The 15476-nt window shown below is 70.7% G+C and carries 16 protein-coding genes and 1 pseudogene; 7 read left to right on the top strand and 10 right to left on the bottom strand.

Features of this window, described 5'->3' with window-relative positions:
• Nucleotides 1-61 precede the first annotated feature (61 nt).
• From AB0D74_RS33105 to AB0D74_RS33090, 4 genes and pseudogenes are all read right to left on the bottom strand, one after another.
• Nucleotides 62-487 carry a hypothetical protein gene (locus AB0D74_RS33105; RefSeq protein ID WP_362595163.1) on the bottom strand — a complete coding sequence of 142 codons (426 nt, stop codon included), beginning with the start codon at nt 485-487 and terminating at the stop codon, nt 62-64.
• Nucleotides 477-1739, bottom strand: coding sequence for a DUF3696 domain-containing protein (locus AB0D74_RS33100; RefSeq protein WP_362595161.1), 1263 nt, complete (start codon nt 1737-1739; stop codon nt 477-479). Before AB0D74_RS33100 ends, AB0D74_RS33105 begins: the two co-directional genes overlap by 11 nt.
• Nucleotides 1740-2260: 521 nt before the next feature.
• A pseudogene (locus AB0D74_RS33095) lies at nt 2261-2416 on the bottom strand (DUF255 domain-containing protein); the annotation flags it as partial.
• Nucleotides 2397-3023 (bottom strand): helix-turn-helix domain-containing protein, encoded by a 627-nt coding sequence (locus tag AB0D74_RS33090; RefSeq protein WP_362595159.1) that lies wholly within the window; start codon nt 3021-3023, stop codon nt 2397-2399. The gene AB0D74_RS33090 and the pseudogene AB0D74_RS33095, both read right to left, overlap by 20 nt.
• A 258-nt stretch (nt 3024-3281) precedes the next feature.
• On the opposite strand from AB0D74_RS33090, the gene AB0D74_RS33085 reads away from it, so the two are divergent.
• Nucleotides 3282-3695 (top strand): hypothetical protein, encoded by a 414-nt coding sequence (locus AB0D74_RS33085; protein WP_362595157.1) that lies wholly within the window; start codon nt 3282-3284, stop codon nt 3693-3695.
• A 111-nt stretch (nt 3696-3806) separates the two neighbouring features.
• Nucleotides 3807-7007 (top strand): tetratricopeptide repeat protein, encoded by a 3201-nt coding sequence (locus AB0D74_RS33080; protein WP_362595155.1) that lies wholly within the window; start codon nt 3807-3809, stop codon nt 7005-7007.
• A gap of 17 nt (nt 7008-7024) precedes the next feature.
• Here AB0D74_RS33080 and AB0D74_RS33075 read toward each other — a convergent pair whose 3' ends face one another.
• The gene (locus tag AB0D74_RS33075; protein ID WP_362595153.1) at nt 7025-7267 is read right to left on the bottom strand and encodes a hypothetical protein; all 243 of its coding nucleotides are present in this window, start codon (nt 7265-7267) and stop codon (nt 7025-7027) included.
• The gene (gene mca / locus AB0D74_RS33070; RefSeq protein WP_362595150.1) at nt 7260-8141 is read right to left on the bottom strand and encodes a mycothiol conjugate amidase Mca; all 882 of its coding nucleotides are present in this window, start codon (nt 8139-8141) and stop codon (nt 7260-7262) included. Before mca ends, AB0D74_RS33075 begins: the two co-directional genes overlap by 8 nt.
• A gap of 105 nt (nt 8142-8246) precedes the next feature.
• Between mca and AB0D74_RS33065 the strand changes: the two genes are divergently transcribed.
• Nucleotides 8247-8645, top strand: coding sequence for a DUF4307 domain-containing protein (locus AB0D74_RS33065; RefSeq protein WP_362595148.1), 399 nt, complete (start codon nt 8247-8249; stop codon nt 8643-8645).
• 168 nt (nt 8646-8813) lie between these two features.
• Entirely contained in the window at nt 8814-9314 is a 501-nt protein-coding gene (gene greA, locus AB0D74_RS33060) for a transcription elongation factor GreA (RefSeq protein ID WP_362312720.1), read from the top strand.
• Between the two features lie 64 nt (nt 9315-9378).
• Here greA and AB0D74_RS33055 read toward each other — a convergent pair whose 3' ends face one another.
• From AB0D74_RS33055 to ilvA, 3 genes are all read right to left on the bottom strand, one after another.
• Nucleotides 9379-10158 carry an ABC transporter permease gene (locus AB0D74_RS33055; protein ID WP_362595185.1) on the bottom strand — a complete coding sequence of 260 codons (780 nt, stop codon included), beginning with the start codon at nt 10156-10158 and terminating at the stop codon, nt 9379-9381.
• Between the two features lie 17 nt (nt 10159-10175).
• Nucleotides 10176-11192: an ATP-binding cassette domain-containing protein gene (locus AB0D74_RS33050; protein ID WP_362595146.1), complete on the bottom strand. Its 1017-nt coding sequence runs from the start codon at nt 11190-11192 to the stop codon at nt 10176-10178.
• 238 nt (nt 11193-11430) lie between these two features.
• Nucleotides 11431-12660 carry a threonine ammonia-lyase gene (ilvA, locus tag AB0D74_RS33045; RefSeq protein ID WP_362595144.1) on the bottom strand — a complete coding sequence of 410 codons (1230 nt, stop codon included), beginning with the start codon at nt 12658-12660 and terminating at the stop codon, nt 11431-11433.
• A gap of 171 nt (nt 12661-12831) precedes the next feature.
• On the opposite strand from ilvA, the gene AB0D74_RS33040 reads away from it, so the two are divergent.
• From AB0D74_RS33040 to AB0D74_RS33030, 3 genes are all read left to right on the top strand, one after another.
• A complete protein-coding gene (locus AB0D74_RS33040) occupies nt 12832-13326 on the top strand; it encodes a MarR family transcriptional regulator (RefSeq protein ID WP_362595183.1) in 495 nt (164 codons plus the stop codon).
• A 186-nt stretch (nt 13327-13512) separates the two neighbouring features.
• Nucleotides 13513-14019 (top strand): sigma factor-like helix-turn-helix DNA-binding protein, encoded by a 507-nt coding sequence (locus tag AB0D74_RS33035; RefSeq protein ID WP_362595142.1) that lies wholly within the window; start codon nt 13513-13515, stop codon nt 14017-14019.
• Nucleotides 14016-14264, top strand: coding sequence for a hypothetical protein (locus AB0D74_RS33030; RefSeq protein ID WP_362595140.1), 249 nt, complete (start codon nt 14016-14018; stop codon nt 14262-14264). Before AB0D74_RS33035 ends, AB0D74_RS33030 begins: the two co-directional genes overlap by 4 nt.
• A gap of 5 nt (nt 14265-14269) precedes the next feature.
• Here AB0D74_RS33030 and AB0D74_RS33025 read toward each other — a convergent pair whose 3' ends face one another.
• Nucleotides 14270-15427: a cystathionine gamma-synthase gene (locus AB0D74_RS33025; protein WP_362595138.1), complete on the bottom strand. Its 1158-nt coding sequence runs from the start codon at nt 15425-15427 to the stop codon at nt 14270-14272.
• Nucleotides 15428-15476: the final 49 nt, after the last annotated feature.

Here is a 15476-nt window from a genome sequence, read left to right as displayed (position 1 = left end):
GCTACGAGCGCAAGCCGGAACACTTCCTCGCCTTCACCGCCATCGCCGCGACCCTCATATGTCACCGCCGACTCACCAAATGAAATGGCGTCTTAGCGTCGATGACATCCTCGCAGCCGAGCAGGCGCGCAAGCGCCTCGATCATCTGCCAGTCATAGATCGCGTTCTCCACCACCAGCACGGCTGGCCGCTCCAGGTCACGGATGTCCGCCGTGAGCGTCTCGCTGGCCACCCTGACCACGCCCACCACCCCCTCGTGCGGCGCCCAGGCCTGCGCCATGCTCGCCTTCTGCGCGAGCAGCAGGTAGCTCTGTGCCAGGACCGGGAGGTGACGCTCCAGGAACGCATGGACGGCGTCCACATCACGCGGGGAGATCGCCCACTCGTGCCGCGCCTCCCTGAAGAACGCGATCAGCTTCAATATGAGCTCTGCGTTCTCGTCGCCCTCACGGCCCTTCAGCAGGTCGACGGGAATCTCAACGCGCATCGTCGATCCGATTCGCCTGCGCGTCCGCGAGGGCGCGCGCCTCCTCGAAGTCCTCCGCGAAAACCCCTCGCGGCCAGTAGTCGAGGTTGCCGAGGGCGTCCACCTCGATCTTCCGCAGGGTGGCGGCCCCCTCGGCCTGCTCAACGAAGTAGATCTTCACGTCCTCAGGCGCCAGCTTCCGCTCCGCGACCCGCCGGCGCAGCCTGAGGAGGAAGTTCTCGCTGTGCGTCTCCACCAAGAAGCGCACCTGCGACTCCCGCACGGCGTCGGCGTAGAGATCGGCGATCGCGGCGTGTGCCGAAGGGTGGAGATGGAGTTCGGGCTCCTCCACGATCTCGATCACCGGCCCGGCGGGCGGTTCCACGCGGTCCGCGGCCCGCTGGATCACTATCGGCAGGAACTGGACCACCCCGGTGCCGACGTCGTCGATGTGGACGACGAGATCGGGGTCGCGCAGGGAACGCAGCTTGGGGATGTACATCCCGGAGCCGACGTCGGTGACTTCGAGGCGCCATCCGGGCAGGAGGCTTTCCAACAGGGTGTTCACCTCACGGCCGATCAGACCGCGTCCGTACACCTCGTCCGCGGCGAGCATGCCGAGCGCCCTCTCGCCCCGATAGCCGACGCTGCCCAGGGTTCTGGCCGGAGACCGGAAGAAGCGCTCCGGGCTCTTCCTGAACGGACCCAGATACCGGATCTCGTCGAGGCCTTCTCGAATGAGCCCAGTGACGCCACTGACACCGCCGACGGAATCCGGCCAGTCGGCCGGATCGGGCAGCAGCCCGCGAAATCCGACTTTGGCCTCTTGGCCGTCGACAAGATACGCGCGCTTCTCCGGGGAGTAGGCGTCAATGCCGGGGATCCAGGAGAGGTTCGCGACCTCCGTCCCGCAGGAGATCTGCGCCGAGGAGACCAACTGCATTCCCTGGTTGGCGATGTTCTGGACCTCGGCAGTGGCGCTGACGGTCTCGCCGTCCTCGCGCCCGATCGACGCTCCCAGGCGAATGTGCCCATGGGGTGACGAGCCATGGACCAGATCGGCGAACGAAGGAGTGAAGCCCTGGATCAGGTCCAGCTCCAGAGGGTAAGGGGAGTCGCCGCGGATACCGAGGGAAAGGAGCGGGAGCGCTCGCACGACCGCACTCTTGCCAGAATTGTTCCGGCCCAGCACCACGGTGATCTTTCCAAGCTCCACCTCCTGTCTCTCCCTGAAGCAGCGATAGTTCTCCAGCGAGAACCGTTCCAAGGACACCTGGGCTCCCGTTCGGTCAAACATGTCTAGCGAGGCCGTGCCGACCTCAGCGAGCACCACTCCAGCGGCGCGCCAGCTTAGCCGCGGCAATAATCTCAGACGGTGGAACCTCGGCACCCGGGTTTTGCTCTTTGTGCTGCGGAAGAGCGCCCGACATCTGCCTCGGAGTTCCCGCTATCTGGCGAGGCCGTCAGCGTCCACACAACAGTCCTCCCCCTGGGCGGCAGAGGTGCTCCGCGCGGCTGTGGGCCTGAGCGCAAGGAAGGGCAGCTGGCCGATCAGCTTTCCCCAGGCCGCGGCCTGGCCCGACCTTTGGGCCTCCTGGAAAGGGTACAGTCGACATCGCCTGCGGCCAGCAACAGCTCCGCCCCCTTGAAACGGCTGGTGTCGGATCGCTTGCCGCATCCGTCAACTCGCGGTCCGCTTGGGCTCAGTATTGCCACCCCCTGGTACACCTCCTGACTGTGTCGCCCGCGGCTCAGACAGACGCGACGCGGACTACTGGGTTCGCGAGTTCACTGGCACCAGTGGCAGGAGCTGTACCCGACGCTCAGCAGGACGGGTCTGTTCGTGGTCCGCGCGGCCTCGAAGGCTTCGGCCGACCAGGGCCACCAGTCGACGGGGTTGTCGGCGTGCTGGAGGAGGTACGGGGACGTCTCATGGGCCAGTCGGTTCACCCTCCCACTCTCCCACGGGGTCGGGAGCCGCGTAGAAGCGCAGGTTGACCCGGCGTGCCCCGTCGGGAGCGGTTTCGCCGGGGTGGCCGTACCGGTCGAGGAGTTCCTGGTAGTCGCGGACGAAGGCGTGCAGGTCGTCCTTGGTCATCCAGGTGCCGGCGCGCCGGACCTGGGCCCAGCCGCCCGGCCCCCGGTACTCCCGGTGGGCGCGGTGGAAGAGGCGGGTGTCCAGCTCGATCTTCAGCAGGGCGAGTTGCTCGGCCGCCGCGTACTCCTCCGGGGCCATCGTCGCCGGGTCGGGTGTGGTGTGCCTGAACGGCAGGCTCCGCCACCAGCGTTCCCGGCCGCCGGACTTCTCCGGGATCTCCTCGATCAGCCTCTGCTCGGCGAGTTTGCGCAGGTGGTAGCTGGTGGTGCCGGAGCTCTCGCCGAGTTCGCGGGCGAGCACGGTGGAGTTCGCCTCGCCGTGCCGGCCGAGGTAGTCGAGGATCCGGCGACGCAGGGGGTTGCCGAGGGACTTGTAGAGGGCGGTGCGCTCCAGGCTGGTCAGCTCGGCGGGTGCGGCGGGCTCGGGTGCTCCGGCCCTGCGGGGCGTGCCGTCGGTCATGCGGCCACCGTAACCCCGGCGCCGAGAACCCCGAACCCTGAGACATCCCTGAGTCTCCCCGACCCTCCCCCCATGTCTGCCGAATTTTCTTTGCAGAACTTTCTCTGCGGTCTACCGTGAAGCGATGGCACGGCAAGGGCGGAGGAGCCGCACGGATTCACAGGTTCCACAGCCGCGGATCCGGAACAAGGCGAGGGGGATCAGATGTTGGACCGGTTGGTGGTGGCGCGGACCCGGCAGACCCGGAGGACGAAGCGGATGAGGCAGCTGAAGCGGTGGGCACTGATCCTTCTCGGATCGTCCTCCGTGCTGCTCGTGCCGTGGATGGTGGTGCTGGCGCTGACGCTGCCCACCAAGACCGAGGTGCACAACTGGTCGCTGGCCTGGATCGGGCTGGACGTCCTGATGGCGGCGGGCTGCGCGGCGACGGCGGTGCTGGGGTTGCGGGGCGATGTCCGGGCCCGGCTCACGGCGTCGGCGACGGCCTCGGTGGCCGTGCTGGACGCATGGTTCGACATAACGACGTCGCCGCTGGGCACGGCTTTGGTGGAGGCGCTGGCGAGCGCGGTGGCGGAGGCGGGGCTGGCGGCTGCCTGCGTGTACCTGGCCCTGTCCAAGGGGTGGGGCCGGATTCCCGCCCATGCGGGACCGGCCGCTCCGGCCGCCCGGTAGCCGCGACCACCACCGAACCCTCACCCACCCCCTGATCGTCACCCTCTCGCCATCGCGCCCCTTCGCAAGGACACTTGTAGACAAAGGAGTTGCCGCGGAGGGGGACGGAACATGCGGGACGCCCATCGGGCTGAAGCCGACCGGCTGCTGGTGCGGGCCGTGGAGGAGGAGGTCCGCCGTTCGGGCGGCCGTATCGACGGGCAGGTGCTGCTGTCCCGCGCCCGCGGCGGGCTGGCGGAGATGGAGCGGACGGCCGCCGAGGAGTACACGGCCTACACCCACGCCCTCGACGAGACGGAGGCGGACCGGCCGAGCTTCGGCCGTCGCTACGCGAAGGAGGGCTCCGGAACTCCCCTGCTGGTCGCGGCCGTAGCGGCGGTCGCCGCCACCGTCGCCGACCTCTCCCTGGGCACCGGGGCGGCCACGGCACTCGGCGCGGGCGTGGCCGTCGGGGTGGTCGGGGCCGCCGCCACGGTCGTCAAGGTCGCCGGCTCCCATCTGCCCGCCGCTCATCACCACGCCGGCGCGACGGGTCAGCCCGGCGGTCCCGAGCAGCTGCGGCTGCAGTGGCTGACCGCACTGGAGGTGCGGGGGATCCGGCCGTTCCTCGACCAGCAGCGGGTGCTCAGCGCCTCCACGGGACCGAAGAAGCAGGGTCCGGGGCTGCGCGGCGCGGACAAGAGCGCGGCGGCCCGCAGGCGCACGGTGCTGGAGCAGTCGTTCGGCCAGCTCCCCGACGTGGACCGCCCGTTCGCCGGCCGGCAGCAGGAGCTGGCGCGGATCCGGCAGTGGGCGCAGGCGGCCCGGGCGGCCACCGAGACCCGGCCGACCGTGGTGGTCCTGCACGGGGAGCCCGGCTCCGGCCGCACCGCCCTCGCGGTCCGGGCCACCCACGAGCTGAGGGACCTCTTCCGGGGTGCGGTCGTCGTGGACCTGCGCGGCGCCAGCCGGGAGGAGCCGCCGCTGTCCACCCGGGACGCCCTGCTGCATCTGCTCAACCGGCTGGGCGCGCCGCGCGAGCAGCTGCTGTTCCGTGAGCGTTCCTCCGCCGACCAGCAGGTCAAGCGGCTGAGCGAGCTGTACCACCAGCACCTCAGGGGCCTCCCGGTGACGATCGTGCTGGACGACGCGTCGGATCCGGAGCAGGTGCGCACGCTGGTGCCGGAGCGTTCCGACAGCCTGGTCCTGGTCACCGCCCTGGACCAGCTCGACCTGCCCGCCGACCTGCCGGCCTGGGTGCACCGGCTGCCGGTGACCGCGCTGGACGCGGCCGGCGCGGAGGAGCTGCTGGGCGCGGCGGCCGAGGACGTGTCGGGGCCGTACGACGCGCAGTCCGCGGACCGGATCCGGGAGTTGTGCGGCGGGCTGCCGCTGGCGCTGCGGGTGGCGGGTTCGTCGCTGGGTTCGCGCTCACCGCTCCAACTGGCGACGGACCTGGGCGCGTACGGTCCGGTCGGGCCGGTGGAGCGGGTGCTGTGGCTGCGGTACACCGACCAGCCGGAGACCGGGCGGCGGCTGCTGAGAAGGCTGGCGCTGGCGGGCCGGGCCTCGATGGGTGCGGCAGCCGCAGCCGCGCTGCTGGGCGCCGACGAGGCGGAGGCGACCCGGCACCTGGTCGCACTCACCCGGGCCGGTCTGATCGACCACGTCCGCGGCAGCCGCTACCGCCTGCACGACCTGGTCCGCTCGTTCGCCCAGGCCCGCCTCGTGGACGAGGAGACGCCCGCCGACCGCACGGCGGCGCAGGAGCGGCTGATCGTGAACTACGCGGAGCTGGCCGACTCGGTGCTGCGGCTGGTCGACGGCAACATGTCGACCCGCTCGGACCGGTTCAGCCCGCACGGCTTCACCTCGCTCGACGAGGCGCTGCGCTGGCTGGACGACGAGTCGAGCTTCATCACGGCGGCGCTGCGGCACGCGGAGGGCGTCGACCAGGCGGCGGTGCAGAACCTGCTGGGCGCACTGTGCGACTACTGCCTGCTGCGCGGGGACCTCTACCGGCTCGGTGAGATCAGCGAGCTGGCCCAGGCCGTCGACCAGGGTCTCCTGGTCCGCTCGGTGCAGTGGCGCACCGGTATCGCGGCCCGCCAGCTGGGAGAGCTGGACAAGGCCCGCACCACCCTGACCTCTGTCGTCGACCTGTACCTGGAGGCGCATCACGACGCCGGTGCGGCCCGCGCGCTGTGTTCGCTCGGGATCACCCTGCACCACCAGGGCAACCTGACCGAGGCGGCGGCCAAGCTGCAGGAGGCCCTGGACCTGCAGGCGGCCCCTGAGCTGGCGACCGACCGGGCGTGGACGATGCACGCGCTGGCGGCGGTGCAGCGCGACCGGGCGCGGCTGCCCGAGGCCCTCGACCTGCTCACCCGCTCGCTGGTCCTGCACCGGGAAGGCGGTTCGGTGCACGGCGAGGCCTGGGCGCACTTCCAGCTCGGCCAGCTGGCGTTGCGCATGGGCGAGGTACCGCGGGCGGAGCGGGAGCTCGGAGCGGCGCTGGACCGTTACCGCCGTACCCGGGACGCCCGGGGCGAGGCCTGGGCGCTGACCCAGCTGGCGCGGGCCCGGCTGGTGGCCGGCGACGCGTCCCCGGCGGCCGACGGACTGCGGGCGGCGGCGGCCCGGCACCGGGAGAACGAGGACGCGCGGGGTGAGGCATGGACGCTGTACTACCTGGGCCTGGCCCTGGAGGAGAACGGCACCCTGGACCGCGCGGTCCGTGAGCTGGAGCGGTCGCGAACGATGTTCTCCCGGATGCGGGACGTCTACGGCCTGGCCTGCGCCCGCCACCACTCGGCCCGGGTCACCCGCGACCAGCGGGCCGCCCAGACCGGCTCGCTGCGCAACTCGGGCTTCGCCCGTCAGCTCCTCGTGGACGCCCGCGCCGACTTCCAGCGCATCGGCGTGGTCCACGGTGAGGCGTGGACCTGCCTGGAGCTGGTCGTCGTCGACGCAGGCAACACCCGCACCCAGCAGGCCCTCGCCCTGTGCGAGGAGGCGGTCGCCCTGTTCACGTCGTACGGCGACCGGCGCGGCGAGGACTGGGCCCGCTTCCTGCGCTGCACCCTGCTGCCGTACGCGGCTCCCGGCGGGGTGGAGGTGGGCACCGCCGTCGCCCAGGAGGAGCTGGCCCAGCTCGCCCGGGACGGGCACCCGCTGCGGGACGGGAAGCTGGCCGAGTACGTCACGGCGTACGGGCTGCTCCTGGAACGCGGAGTGCAGCTGGAGTCGGGCTGGCAGGCCTGGCGTCTGGGCATGGTGCCCGGCCGGCACGCCCGCGAGGTGATGGGCGTGCCGGTGCCGGCCGGGACGTGACGCCGGTCGGGCGCCGGTCAGCTCTTGGGGTCGGCCGCCGGCGCCTTGGAGTCCGCACCGGCCCCGGCGGGCTGGGCGGGCTCCTTGAAGTCGACCTTCTGCATGTGCTTGTTCATGGACTTCATCAGGCCCCAGACCGCGAGGGCCATCACCGCGAAAACGATGAAGCCGAGGACTCCGGGGGTGACCTTGTTCTCGTCGACCTCCTTGGCGAGGGGGACGAGGTGCGTCAGTGCCAGGCTTGCGCTCATGTCAGGCATTGTCGCGGATGCCCGCAAAGAGGTCGTCCTCGGGGAGGGAGGTATCGACGAGAGTCTTCGCCAGCTCGTACTCCTCGGTCGGCCAGACCTCCCGCTGGAGGTCCATCGGGACCTTGAACCAGCCGCCGTCCGGGTCGATCTGCGTGGCGTGCGCGATCAGCGCCTTGTCACGGATCTCGAAGAAGTCCGCGCACGGGATGTGCGTGGTCAGGGTGCGCTCGGTGCGCTCGATCTCGCTCCACCGCTTCAGCCAGTCCCCGTACGGCGACTCCAGGCCGCGCTCCAGCATGGCGTTGTGCAGCGCCTCGGTGCGCGGGCGGTTGAAGCCCTGGTTGTAGTAGAGCTTCTGCGGCTGGAAGACCGGCCCGAACTCGGCCTCGGGGTACTTCTCGGCGTCCGCCGCGCCGTCGAAGGCCACCATCGAGATCTTGTGGGTCATGATGTGGTCGGGGTGCGGGTAGCCGCCGTTCTCGTCGTAGGTGGTGATCGCCTGCGGACGGAACCCGCGGATCTTGCGGACCAGCTCGCCGGCCGCCTTGTCGACGTCCTCCAGGGCGAAGCAGCCCTCGGGCAGCGGCGGCAGCGGGTCGCCCTCGGGCAGGCCGGAGTCGACGAAGCCGAGCCACTCCTGCTTGACGCCGAGGATCTCGCGGGCCTCGTCCATCTCCTTCTTGCGTACCTCGTGGATGTGCTCCTCGATGTACTTGTCGCCCTGCAGCTTGGGATTGAGGATGGAGCCGCGCTCCCCGCCCGTGCAGGTCACGACCAGCACGTCCACCCCCTCGGACACGTACTTCGCCATGGTGGCCGCGCCCTTGCTCGACTCGTCGTCGGGGTGGGCGTGGACGGCCATCAGTCGCAGCTGGTCAGTCAAGACTCAATCCTTGGTAACTCGGCGCCCCGGTAGCTCGGGGGCGATCGGCGGCTTCTATAGTGACCGAATCGGGGGGCGAATAATTCCGGGGTCCGGAGGACGATCATGAGTACCGCGAGCACGCGGCTGCCCGAGGGCCGGTACGGCACTTCCTCGGACGAGCGCGCCGACCGCAAGCTCAGGGTCGCCGGTGCGGTGCTGGGTGCCCTGCTGCTCGTCCTGGTCGGCTACTGGGCCTACCACTATGTCGTACAGAACAAGATCAGCGCGCAGGTCGTGACCTTCGCCGCCTCCGCCGACGCCGTCGAGGTGCACCTGGAGGTCCACAAGGACTCCGGCACCTCCGGCTACTGCACGCTGCGCTCCCAGGCGGCCGACGGCTCCGAGGTGGGCCGGGCGGACTTCCGCTTCACCGGGTCCGCGACCGAGATCGACCGGGTGGTCACGCTCCGCACCACGGCCCGGGGCACCACGGCGGAGCTGCTCGGCTGCCACGCCGACTGACATCAGTCCGAATACGTAGGCGCTGACCTGCGTTGACGTGATTCTGATGCCTTATGTCCTCCCCCTTCCGCCGTTGAATTGTTAGGCTCGTGGTTTCGCCCTTCCATGAAGGAACATGCTTCCGGGTAGGGCGATGCTTTGTATTCCCAGTACCGACGAGGAGCACCTGTGACCCAGACCAGCGAGAACGTCACCTGGCTGACCCAGGAGGCGTACAACCAGCTCAGGGCCGAGCTGGAGTACCTGTCTGGTCCTGCGCGCACGGACATCGCCGCCAAGATCGCGGCCGCGCGCGAGGAGGGCGACCTGCGCGAGAACGGCGGGTACCACGCGGCCAAGGAGGAGCAGGGCAAGCAGGAGCTCCGTGTGCGCCAGCTGACCCAGCTTCTGGAGAACGCCAAGGTCGGCGAGGCCCCGGCGTCCGCGGACGGCGCCGTCGCGCCGGGCATGGTGGTGACCATCGCCTTCGACGGCGACGAGGACGACACCATGACGTTCCTCCTGGCCTCCCGCGAATACGCCAGCGCCGACGTCGAGACCTACTCGCCGCAGTCCCCCCTGGGCACCGGCGTGATCGGCCACAAGGTGGGCGAGGACGCGGAGTACGAACTGCCGAACGGCAAGAAGGCCTCGGTGAAGATCCTGAAGGCCGAGCCCTACTCGGGCTGACCCGGACAGACCCCCGCCCCCGGTGTCCGCGTGACGCCGGGGGCGTCGGAGTTCCTGGCCGTCGTCAGCCGGCTGCCCGGCGGTACTTGCGGACCGCGAGCGTCCGGAAGGCCAGGATGATCGCGACCGACCAGATCAGCGAGGCCCAGACCGGGTGCTGCATGGGCCAGGCGTCGGACGCGTTGAAGCCCGGCGGAAGGTTGCCGAACAGCTCGCGGCAGGCCTGCACCGTGGCGCTGAACGGGTTCCACTCCGCGATGTGCCGCAGGAACGCCGGCAGGTGGTTCGCGTCGACGAACGCGTTCGAGATGAACGTCAGCGGGAACAGCCAGATCAGCCCGCCCGAGGTCGCCGCCTCCGGAGTGCGCACGCTCAGGCCGATCAGCGCACCGATCCACGAGAACGCGTACCCCAGCAGCAGGAGCAGACCGAAGCCGGCGAGCACCTTGCCGATGTTCTCGTGCGTACGCCAGCCGACGATCAGCGCGACGACCGCCAGGACGACGAGGGTGAGCGCCGTCTGCACCAGGTCGGCGAGGGTGCGCCCGGTCAGGACCGCACCACGTGCCATGGGAAGCGACCGGAACCGGTCGATGAGGCCCTTGTGCATGTCGTCCGCGATACCCGCACCGGCCCCCGCCGTGGCGAACGTGACCGTCTGCGCGAAGATGCCGGCCATCAGGAACTCACGGTAGGCCTGGGTCGAGGTGGACGAGCCGACCGTGATCGAGCCGCCGAACACGTAGGTGAACAGCACCACGAACATGATGGGCTGGATCAGCCCAAAAATGAGCATCTCGGGAATCCGGCCCATGCGAATCAAGTTCCTGCGGGCTACGACCATGGAGTCGTTCACGGCGCTCACTTCACGGCCTCCTTGCGGGTGTTCTTCTTGTTCGCCTGCTTGCCGTCCTGCTCGCCGGTGCCCTCGGGCTTCTCCTCGGCCACGTGTCCGGTCAGGGAGAGGAAGACGTCGTCGAGGGTGGGGCGGCGCAGGCCGATGTCGTCGATCTCGATGCCCCGGGAGTCCAGCTCGCGAATGACCTCGGCGAGCAGCTTGGCGCCGCCGGTGACGGGCACGGTGAGCTTGCGGGTGTGGTCCTCGACGGTGGTGTCGCCCTTGCCGAACCCCGTCAGCACCTCCGCGGCGGTCGCTATGTGGTCGCGCTCGTGCACCACGACCTCGACGCGCTCGCCGCCGGTGCGGGCCTTGAGCTCGTCGGAGGTGCCCTGGGCGATGACCTTGCCGTGGTCGACGACCGCGATGTCGTGGGCGAGGTGGTCGGCCTCCTCCAGGTACTGGGTGGTGAGCAGCAGGGTCGTGCCGCCGGAGACCAGCTGCTTGATGACCTCCCACAGCTGCTGGCGGTTGCGCGGGTCGAGGCCGGTGGTCGGCTCGTCCATGAACATCACCGGCGGGGAGACGACGAGGGCCGCGGCGAGGTCGAGGCGGCGGCGCATGCCGCCGGAGTAGGTCTTGGTGGGGCGGTCGGCGGCGTCGGTGAGGTGGAACTGCTCCAGCAGCTCGACCGCGCGGGCCTTGGCCTGCTTGGCCCGCATCTGGTACAGCTGGCCGACCATCTGCAGGTTCTCGCGGCCGGTGAGGTATTCGTCGACCGCGGCGAACTGTCCGGACAGGCCGATGGAGCGGCGTACCGCGTCCGGCTGTGCGAGCACGTCCACACCCGCGACGACGGCCTTGCCGCTGTCGGGACGGAGCAGGGTCGTCAGACAGCGGACGGCCGTGGTCTTGCCCGCGCCGTTCGGCCCGAGCAGTCCGAGGACCGTGCCTTCGGGGACATCGAGGTCGACGCCGTCCAATGCCCTTACGTCGCCGAAGGTCTTGACCAGACCTTCGGCATAGATGGCGCCTGGCATATGAGTCTCCACGTCATCGGGGAATCGGGGATTCTGGTCGGGGGATTCTGTGAGAAGGCTAGGTATGTCGCCCTCGGTCCGCCTATGGTTTTCCGCCGGCGCGACAGCGAGCGCGGGCAGCGTCCGACCACGCGACACACCATAACGCGATGTATCGCGTTCGTCGACGGATTTCCCCGAACGAGTGAATGAACAGGTACTGACCTGGACGTCTTCCGCTGGGAAAGCCGGGAAGAGCTCAGTCGATGACCGTGTAACCGGCCTCACGCAGGGACCGGCCGACCTCCGTGCAGTGGGCCGGGCCCTTGGTCTCCAGGTGGAGTTCGACCTCCGCCTCCGCGAGCCCGAGGCGGGGATCGGTGCGGACGTGGCTCACGTCGAGGACGTTCGCATCGACCCCCGACAGCACCCCGAGCAGGGTGGCGAGCGCACCCGGCCGGTCGGTCAGCCGCAGCCGTACGGCCAGGTAGCGGCCCTGCGCGGCCATGCCGTGCCGCAGCACCCGCTGCAACAGCACCGGGTCGACGTTGCCGCCGGACAGCACGGCGACGACCGGTCCGGCGAAGGCCCCGGGCTCGGCGAGCAGCGCCGCGACCGGGCTCGCGCCGGCCGGTTCCACGACCATCTTGGCCCGCTCCAGGCAGAGCAGCAGCGCGGCCGACAGCTGGTCCTCGCTGACCGTGCGGACCTCGTCGACCAGCTCCTCGACGAGGGCGAACGGCACGTCACCGGGCCGTCCCACCCTGATGCCGTCGGCCATCGTCGCCGGGTTCGCCACCGTGACCGGGTGCCCGGCCGCGAGCGAGGGCGGATACGCCGCCGCGCCCGCCGCCTGGACGCCGATGATCCGCACGTCCGGCCTGACCGCCTTCACCGCGACCGCGATCCCGGCCGCGAGCCCGCCGCCGCCGATCCCGACGACGATCGTGCCGACCTCCGGGCACTGGTCCAGGATCTCCAGTCCCACCGTGCCCTGACCGGCGATGATGTCCGGGTGGTCGAAGGGGTGGATGAACACCGCGCCGGTCTCGGCCGCGTACTCCTGGGCGGCGGCCAGCGTCTCGTCGACCACCTGGCCGTGCAGCCGCACCTCCGCGCCGTACTCCCGGGTGGCGCTGATCTTGGGCAGCGGGGCGCCGTCGGGCATGAACACCGTCGAGTGCACGCCGAGCAGCGACGAGGCCAGCGCCACGCCCTGCGCGTGGTTCCCGGCGCTCGCGGCGACGACACCGGCGGCGCGCTCCTCGGGCAGCAGCCCGGCGATCCGCACGTAGGCGCCGCGCAGCTTGAACGAACCGGTCCGCTGGAGGTTCTCGCACTTGAGGTGCACCGGAGAGCCGACCAGCTGGGACAGGTGCCTGCTGCCCTCCATCGCGGTCGCCCGCGCCACACCCGTGAGCATCTTCTGGGCGCCCCGTACATCGTCGAGAGTGACGGGGCGCAAGGAGTCAGCCGTGCTGTAGCTCATGACTCAAGTCTCGCAGTTCACAGGCCGCAGGCGCGGGTGTGACCAAGCTCCGAGACCGGTTTGCGCAGCGCCGGTACGGCTCGCCCCCTGTCCGCGTACTCTGTCCCCCACATCAGCACTCCTTATTCATGAAGCGAGCCCCCGGCCATGCCCACAACGCCTGAAATGTCGATGGACATGACGACCGTCGGTGACCCCGGTCTTCTCGACACGCTGCAGCACGAGGTGGCGGTGTTCGCCCGCCGTGCCGAACAGACCCGGCTCGGTGGTGTCGGGCAGGTGCGCAACTCCATGGACCGCGCCGCGTATCTGCTGCTCAACCGCCTCGACAAGGAAGGCCCCATGGGGGTCAAGGCGCTCGCCGCGAGCATGGGCATCGACTCGTCCACGGTCACCCGGCAGGTGGCCCCGCTGGTCGACACCGGGCTCGTCAAGCGCACCTCGCACCCCGAGGACGGCCGGGCCGTGGTGCTCCAGCTGTCGCCGCGTGGGCTGTCGCGGCTGGAGGAAGTGCGTTCGTCGCGGCGGCAGTTGATGGCGGAGCTGACGCAGGACTGGGAGCCGGCGGAGCGCGAGGCGTTCTGCGCGCTGCTCACCCGCTTCAACAGCGCGCTGTCCGCGCGCATGGCGATGCCGCCGGGCGCGGACACCCCGCCGGCCTCCTGACCACCCGCCCGGCCCGGTCGCGCCGGGACTTCCCCGGGCATGCGCCGTGCCCGCCACGCGTGCGTGCCGCGTGCATCCGTCACGCGCGCGTGCCGCGCGGCTCTTGACCGTGGGCCCGACCCTGGCCTCATATGAGACCGGGCCCCGGCGTACCCGTGTCCGGGCCCCCACAACCGGGGAGGGACGGTGCGCGATCGGCAGGCGCTGCAGGACGCCCGCCGGGCCCGGGAGTTCGAGGCGTTCGTCGCGGGCGCGGCGGGTCGGCTGCTGCATGCCGCCACCCTGATGACCGCCGAGGCACCGGACGCCAACCCCCGCGCGCGGCGCCTGCTGACCCGCGCGCTCGCGCACACGTACGCGTGCTGGGACCGGCTGCGCGGCGAGGACCCGTACGACCGGGCCCGTCAGTACCTCGCCCTGGGCTTCGCGAACTCCGCCTGGCACCAGTACGGCGGCCCGCTCAGCCGCACCCGCCCGGACCCCGGCAGCGTTCTCGCCGGGCTCACTCCCCGGGAGCGCCTGATCCTGGTGCTGCGGCTGTACGAGGGGGTCGCCGAGGAACAGACGGCGGCGCTGCTCGGCCTGCCCACGGAGCGCGTGCACACCCTCTGCGACCGGGCGATCGCCACCCTGCTGCATCCGCCGCGGAAGGCGGCGCCCGCGGTGCTGGAGGCGAAGGTGGCGCCGTCGTGAACCGTGTCGAACGGGAGGCCGCGGCCCGGCGCGTCATGGAACGGACACCGCCCCCGGTGCCGCCCGACCTCTACGGCGAGGTGGTGCGCCGGGGCGGCCGGATGCTGCGGCGCAGGCGCCGGGCCCGCCGCCTGCTGTGGCTGCTGCTGTGCGCGGCTGCCGTGGTGTTCGCGGTCTGGGCGGCGACGGTGCATCCGTGGGTGGAGCCGCCGTCCACGACGACTCCGCCCATCGTCGGCTGGTGAAACGATCAGCCGAGTGCCTGCTGGAGGTCTTCCAGCAGGTCGTCGACGTTCTCGATGCCCACGGACAGGCGCACCAGGTCGGCGGGCACCTCCAGGGCGGAGCCGGCCGCCGAGGCGTGCGTCATCCGCCCCGGGTGCTCGATCAGGGACTCGACGCCGCCCAGGGACTCGCCGAGCGTGAACACCTTGGCGCGGTTGCAGACCTCGACGGCCGCCTCCTCGCCGCCCGTGACCTGGAAGGACACCATGCCGCCGAACGCCTTCATCTGCTTGGCGGCGGTCTCGTGCCCCGGGTGCTCGGGCAGGCCCGGGTACAGGACCCGCGTCACGCGCGCGTGCCGGCTCAGCATGTCGGCGATCTTCGTGGCGTTCTCGCTGTGCCGGTCCATGCGCACCGCGAGCGTCTTGGTACCGCGCAGCACCAGCCACGAGTCGAACGGTCCGGCGACCGCGCCCATCGCGTTCTGGTGGTAGGCCAGCTCCTCGCCGAGCGTCTGGTCCGACACGATCAGCGCGCCGCCGACCACGTCCGAGTGACCGCCCATGTACTTCGTCAGCGAGTGCACGACGACGTCAGCGCCGAGCGCGAGCGGCTGCTGGAGGTAGGGGGTGGCGAAGGTGTTGTCGACGACCAGCCGGGCGCCCGCGTCGTGGGCGACCTGGGCGACGGCGGCGATGTCGGTGATGCCGAGCAGCGGGTTGGAGGGGGTCTCCACCCAGACCGCCTTGGTCTTCGGGGTGATCGCGGCCCGCACGGCGGACGGGTCGCTGGTGTCGGCGACGGACCACTCCACGCCCCAGCGGGAGACGACCTTCGCGAACAGCCGGAACGTGCCGCCGTAGGCGTCGTTCGGGATGACCACGTGGTCGCCGGGGCTGAGCAGCGTGCGCAGCAGGGCGTCCTCGGCCGCAAGGCCCGACGCGAACGCGAGGCCGCGCCGCCCGCCTTCCAGGGCCGCGAGGTTCTCCTCCAGGGCGGTCCTGGTCGGGTTGGCGCTACGGCTGTACTCGTAGCCGCCGCGCAGTCCGCCGACGCCGTCCTGCTTGTAGGTCGAGACCTGGTAGATCGGCGGTACGACCGCACCGGTGAGGGGGTCCGCCGTGTTGCCCGCGTGGATGGCGAGCGTCTCGAAGTGCTGACTGATGTGGTGCCTGTCGCTCATGGTGGACGAGCCTAGTGCTCCGACGGCCCCGACGCGTTGTCCACAGGCC

Origin of the sequence: Streptomyces sp. NPDC048278, assembly GCF_040652195.1 — a bacterium.
Lineage (GTDB): Bacteria > Actinomycetota > Actinomycetes > Streptomycetales > Streptomycetaceae > Streptomyces.
The sequence above is the reverse complement of the archived record's forward strand: the minus strand, read 5'-3'. Positions and strand labels throughout refer to the sequence as shown.

What these genes read in the sequence shown, in the direction of transcription:
- AB0D74_RS33105 (WP_362595163.1), bottom strand. Translation starts at nt 487, where the DNA reads ATGCGCGTTGAGATTCCCGTCGACCTGCTGAAGGGCCGTGAGGGCGAC.
- AB0D74_RS33090 (WP_362595159.1), bottom strand. Translation starts at nt 3,023, where the DNA reads ATGACCGACGGCACGCCCCGCAGGGCCGGAGCACCCGAGCCCGCCGCA.
- AB0D74_RS33085 (WP_362595157.1), top strand. Translation starts at nt 3,282, where the DNA reads ATGAGGCAGCTGAAGCGGTGGGCACTGATCCTTCTCGGATCGTCCTCC.
- AB0D74_RS33080 (WP_362595155.1), top strand. Translation starts at nt 3,807, where the DNA reads ATGCGGGACGCCCATCGGGCTGAAGCCGACCGGCTGCTGGTGCGGGCC.
- AB0D74_RS33075 (WP_362595153.1), bottom strand. Translation starts at nt 7,267, where the DNA reads ATGCCTGACATGAGCGCAAGCCTGGCACTGACGCACCTCGTCCCCCTC.
- AB0D74_RS33065 (WP_362595148.1), top strand. Translation starts at nt 8,247, where the DNA reads ATGAGTACCGCGAGCACGCGGCTGCCCGAGGGCCGGTACGGCACTTCC.
- AB0D74_RS33055 (WP_362595185.1), bottom strand. Translation starts at nt 10,158, where the DNA reads ATGGTCGTAGCCCGCAGGAACTTGATTCGCATGGGCCGGATTCCCGAG.
- AB0D74_RS33050 (WP_362595146.1), bottom strand. Translation starts at nt 11,192, where the DNA reads ATGCCAGGCGCCATCTATGCCGAAGGTCTGGTCAAGACCTTCGGCGAC.
- ilvA (WP_362595144.1), bottom strand. Translation starts at nt 12,660, where the DNA reads ATGAGCTACAGCACGGCTGACTCCTTGCGCCCCGTCACTCTCGACGAT.
- AB0D74_RS33040 (WP_362595183.1), top strand. Translation starts at nt 12,832, where the DNA reads ATGGACATGACGACCGTCGGTGACCCCGGTCTTCTCGACACGCTGCAG.
- AB0D74_RS33025 (WP_362595138.1), bottom strand. Translation starts at nt 15,427, where the DNA reads ATGAGCGACAGGCACCACATCAGTCAGCACTTCGAGACGCTCGCCATC.